Consider the following 5,042-nt stretch of genomic DNA (forward strand, 5'->3'; position numbering starts at 1 on the left):
TGGTTTTGACGATTTAGTCATGATTATTGCTTGCGGTCTGCATAATTTTAGAATTGCAAATTCATTGATTTTTAATCATATATAGTTTTATTGAATATAATGTCTAATAAATATAAAATTCTTCTAGGTTACTGCCAGAGGATATAGATGTGATTTTGAGTTTTCTCACTACATCCAAAATCTGTTGTCTTTCACTTCTATTTAAGATTGATACATCTCCTTCGCTCTTTATTAGTTTATCCTGTAATGATTTATCTAAATCAGTCAGAAACCAACCTTCAGCACATAAAATATAATCTTGATAATTGGTTGGGGCACTCCCATTCATGAATATTTTGAATGAATTTGTATTTTCCCTGTAACGACCTACATTGATGTAAAGTTTATCTCCTCCGTAATGAATGCTACCATCTTCAAGTTTATAAAAATATTTATCAATATAATCTCCAATCGTAGCTTTGCCCAAATTTGACAATTCGAAGTTTGAAAATATATCATCATAGATTAAATCAGCATCACCCATCAACTCATAAGTAATTTCAGCGTTTATCATCTTATCTGGTTCAATGGGAGGAGAGTATGGGTGTAGGTCATTATGGCACATTTCCCTCAATGATAATTTCAGATTTTTAAAATACCAGTGATATATGAATCTTTTAGGGTCATTATAAGAATCTATCTCTTTGGGTTCACCAAATTGTTGTTTGATATAATCCAAAGATGTATCTGTCGTTACTTTTTGCATAATATCGTGAGGTGCATCCATTTCACTTATATCTAGCACAGTTGCTTTTTTAGGGATGGCAAGTTGAACGGCTAGCCCTAGGATAATCAACATCAATAATGTAATTGATGAAAACAGGATTTTCTTTTGCCTACTTTTTTGAGAGAAATAATCCCTGATAGATGAGATACTGTCAAACCTATTCTCTTTATCAACTTCCAGACATTTTTTTACACAGTTCTTGTATGGGTTTGGCAGTTTGTCAATTAATTGTTTGTTATGAGTTCGAGTGTATGCAAAAAGAACTAATATCCCTAAACTGTATATATCTGCCCTTTGGTCAATATCATTGTTGTTTTCAATTTGTTCTGGAGCTGCATATTTCTCACTTTTTCCCACTGTCAGATATTGGTGGCTATCATTATAGGCGAAGCCCAAATCAACAATCTTTACATCATGCCCTATTCTGGTAATAAGAATATTATCAGGTTTCAAATCTAAATGTAGTATTTGCCTTTCATGTAGATAATCAAGGGCTGACAGCAATTGAAAAATGAATTTTCTGAGATTTTTTTTGTTGTGGAAGTAATCAGGATTTTCATCAACAAAATCTTTTAAAGTACCCCCATCTATATACTCAGTTAAAATATAAAACCCTTCATTATCAACTCCCTTTTCTATATAGTTGACAATATTGGGATGCTTGAGCGATGAACCTATTTCATATTCTTTCTCAAAGGCTTTGAGATAGTGAGGATGGGAAGCAAATTCTTTCTTAGGTCTTTTTAGAAAATTCCATTTTTCATTGATAAATACCTTATATGTATCAGAGGTTGCACCACCATTATTTAATTGTTGGATGTTAGTAATAATAGGCTTGTCTGTAGCCTCCCCAAATGAAGAATTTTCCATGTTATTGATTTTGGAACAAAGATATAATTTGTGTTAGACAATTTTTAAAGAAGTGATGCCAGAAACTTTACCAGCAGTAAATTTACCTAGAGAAACACTATTTCTGATTACATCATTTGCCATTAATGGGTATTTGAGGACAAAATGGTTAACCTCAATTATATCTCCTATCTGTAATTTGCTGTTTTGAGATTCTATCACTTCAAATCTATTATTTTCAATAAACTTAACTGTAACACTCCTATCTGGAGTATAGGTAAATTGAATTTTATCCCCCATAGATAATTTGGTTACTTCAATTTCTTCTATGGTTGAGAAATCAGAGTTCCCAGATTGGTCAAGGCTTTCCAATAATTCATCCCAATTTTTATGATTAAGGTAGCGAGCTATGGTGTCAAGAGTGTATAATCTGGGTTCTTTCACCCCTTCAATTTGCCCTAATAGTCTTTTTAGGGTATTGACTCCAATTCTTTGGTTTGTATGTTGTTCTATATCAAAAGAAAGATGTTCTATATCAGACGAATATCGAATATCCTTACCCAACTTGTTTTCTAATAATTTCTTTATGACTGGAGATAGCATAGACTTCATTTTAAAAGGCAAAGATAAGTTAAAATATAATTAGATTTTCACTTTGGACGAAATGGATAAAAAGGATTATTTGGATTGAACATCTTAAGAATTAGTGGTTTATATTTGAACGTTCAAATGTAATACAAATCAAAAATAAATCGTATGAAGAAAACAAACTATGTATCATTCATTGGCATTCTAATCTTTTGTTCATTTCTATTCTGTTTTTCTTCTTGTGGTGGGGCTGGCACATCAACAAATGACAGGACGAACGAAAGAGAACAGCAGATTCAAGAACCAAGTAAAGCCAAGACTGATGAATTACCTCAATGGCTTAAAGGTCGATGGGGTATTAAACAGCAAATAGGATATTCTTTTGAATATATTGTTGAAGTAAGATTCAAATCAAATGGAACATTGGATTTTGTTATGGCTGGTCTGCCACAAGAAACTTGCTCTTTTGATATCCCAAGTGGTTCAAACATGATTGTTTTTAACTATTGTGGAAAAACACTAGAACTCTATTATGATAATTCTAGGAAAAGTTTGAAGTCTCCAACAGGAAGGCTATTTGAGAGGAGTTAAATTGTTTTCTTCAAAATAAAAGCAACAACCCTGAGTGTATTAACAGAATTTCATATATTTGTGATGTGCTTTATGGCACAGACATATTTTGTTAACACTGGAAAGTGTAGCTTAATTCTCAGAGTACGAATCTGACAGTTCCAAATCTATGTAGAGAATAAGCGTGCTTCTTCGCATCATATCCAATCGTATATGGTGGGGGTTGTTGCTTATATTGATACATAGAGGTTTTGTCAGAACCTGTACTCTTCAATTAAGTTTTCAGCACCCACTTTCTTTTTTATAAACCTTCCTTTGGTGCGTGGAAAATTATCAATTAATTAATATTATGGCTTTAATTCAATGCCCTGAGTGTGAAAAAGAATTCTCAGAACACGCAAAAAATTGTCCCAATTGTGGATATCCTCCTTCTAATAAAAAAGTGAAAGATACAGTTGGTAGAGTAAATGATACTGTAAAAGAAACAAGTAATGCTCTGAAACCTTGGCTTATGCTTATAGGTGGTATTCTTCTTACATTAGGTGGGATATTTGTCCTATTAAGTGGAAGTTTAGAAAAAGTGGGTTATATGAAAACGTTTGCATTCTTTTTCTTTGGAATAGGATTAATAACATCTGGAACAAAAATATTAAAAAATTAGTTATGAAGAAACTATATACACTACTCCTCATAATATCATTATTTTATTCTTGTCAATCAATGACTACTGAGGGATTGAGAGAACATATAAAAAAGGAAATCACATCAGAAATTTCAAGATTGGATAATAGTATAAAGGTTACTGATTTTCAATTAGTCCATGAGGAAGGTAACTATTATAATGGAACTCTTACCACAAAAGAGGATGGTGATACGTTTATCTATGATGTGAAAGTTACATATGATGGTTCTAATTATAAATGGGAAATAATTACAGAATAAATATACCTTAAAAATAGATAAATCATTATGGGAAAGTATTTGTATGATGATGAAGGAAATCGTTATAGAGCTGAAAAAGATGATGATTCAACTGAAGGGGCTTTATATCTTTTCCTTTTAGGAGTTGCATTATTAATCGCATTTGCACCAGGTATGGTATTAACATCTCTATTTGCGAGTTTTATATCTACGTCCCTTTGGGCATGGGTATGGTCTGTGTTATTTAGTATAGTCTTATTTTTTCTCATTTACTGGTTGTACAATGCAAATATAGGACGAGGCAATCCATGGATATGGACTGTTGTAACCTATATAATACTATCTGGATTATCAATTTGGTTACTAATTGAATCTGAGGGTGAGAACATCGTAAAGGTATGCCAATTGCTTAAATTTGAATGATGAAAACACACACACATTTTTCTGTACTTCTAGCTTTTAGTTTAATCTGTTTTATGTCTTGTGAAAAATCATTATTTCTTGATAATAATGATAAAAACACAGACAAATATGATGATACTATATTTTGTGATGAATATGATGAACTCATAAGCAAATTGTTTCGCAATGGCTTTTCTATGAAATTAGAAGAAATTTACCTTGCTGTTGATGATAACAAACTCTCCCCAATATTTGGAAGTACCCAAAGCATTTATAACATCCCAAATTATCGTTATGATACCAATTTTCAGAAAATGGTGTTGTCTAATATAGAGAAAGGTGAGGTTTGGAACGTTAGTAAGATGTATGAAGAAAAAGAGCAATATCAAATAGAACAAGGGAAATATGGGGAGGGGGCTTGGGCTACCAAAGTGACCAGATGGAATATTATAACTATCCAAAACACCATTTCAGGAAATCAGCTTATTACCACTTTTGATAATGGTATGTATACCCAATATTCATGGGAAACTAAATATGGTTTTGCTCAAATATATGGGACAAACTTAAAGCTTTCAATATTTGATTTTGATGGTGAGTTTGTCAAAATAATTACCAATGACCAATATACTATGGGTAGGTTATATACAGTTCCATTAACATCGAATCAGGTAAAAATAGAAATTGAAAGGGGCAATTATGAGATTGTTATGGTTGAAAACAATATAACAGCATACAAAATTGGTGAAAATTTCTATGTGCCAACAGGAATAGGAAACGAATATAAGTATTATGGCAGTACCAGTGCCAATGGGATGTTTAACCAACTATCCCAAACAAACTACATATTAGTATTTAAAGTCATCTAGTATAACAATTTAAAATCTATATTAGAGTTTATATTTAATAGTTTATTAAAGCGTTCTTTTACATAACTTTGTGATTT

At 31.7% G+C, this 5,042-nt stretch carries 7 protein-coding genes; 5 read left to right on the top strand and 2 right to left on the bottom strand.

Annotated features, from left to right (window positions below):
* Positions 1–103: 103 nt before the first annotated feature.
* Together D0T56_RS16335 and D0T56_RS16340 are read right to left on the bottom strand one after the other, a co-directional pair.
* Positions 104–1,636: a serine/threonine-protein kinase gene (locus D0T56_RS16335; RefSeq protein ID WP_163321236.1), complete on the bottom strand. Its 1,533-nt coding sequence runs from the start codon at positions 1,634–1,636 to the stop codon at positions 104–106.
* Positions 1,637–1,669: 33 nt separating this feature from the next.
* Complete coding sequence (locus tag D0T56_RS16340) at positions 1,670–2,218, bottom strand: hypothetical protein (RefSeq protein WP_221412371.1); 549 nt, start codon at positions 2,216–2,218, stop codon at positions 1,670–1,672.
* A gap of 153 nt (positions 2,219–2,371) precedes the next feature.
* Here D0T56_RS16340 and D0T56_RS16345 point away from each other — a divergent pair, with 153 nt between their 5' ends.
* From D0T56_RS16345 to D0T56_RS16365, 5 genes are all read left to right on the top strand, one after another.
* Positions 2,372–2,794 carry a hypothetical protein gene (locus D0T56_RS16345; RefSeq protein WP_163321238.1) on the top strand — a complete coding sequence of 141 codons (423 nt, stop codon included), beginning with the start codon at positions 2,372–2,374 and terminating at the stop codon, positions 2,792–2,794.
* Positions 2,795–3,095: 301 nt separating this feature from the next.
* Positions 3,096–3,434, top strand: coding sequence for a hypothetical protein (locus D0T56_RS16350; protein ID WP_163321239.1), 339 nt, complete (start codon positions 3,096–3,098; stop codon positions 3,432–3,434).
* A gap of 2 nt (positions 3,435–3,436) precedes the next feature.
* Positions 3,437–3,715 (top strand): hypothetical protein, encoded by a 279-nt coding sequence (locus D0T56_RS16355; protein WP_163321240.1) that lies wholly within the window; start codon positions 3,437–3,439, stop codon positions 3,713–3,715.
* Between the two features lie 27 nt (positions 3,716–3,742).
* On the top strand, positions 3,743–4,117 hold the full coding sequence (locus D0T56_RS16360; RefSeq protein ID WP_163321241.1) for a hypothetical protein: 375 nt from the start codon (positions 3,743–3,745) through the stop codon (positions 4,115–4,117).
* Positions 4,114–4,965, top strand: a complete 852-nt coding sequence (locus D0T56_RS16365; RefSeq protein WP_163321242.1) for a hypothetical protein — start codon at positions 4,114–4,116, stop codon at positions 4,963–4,965. The genes D0T56_RS16360 and D0T56_RS16365 overlap by 4 nt, the downstream gene beginning before the upstream one ends.
* The last annotated feature ends 77 nt before the right edge of the window (positions 4,966–5,042 follow it).

The organism is Dysgonomonas sp. 520 (assembly GCF_010501095.1).
In the GTDB taxonomy this organism is placed as follows: domain Bacteria; phylum Bacteroidota; class Bacteroidia; order Bacteroidales; family Dysgonomonadaceae; genus QVMP01.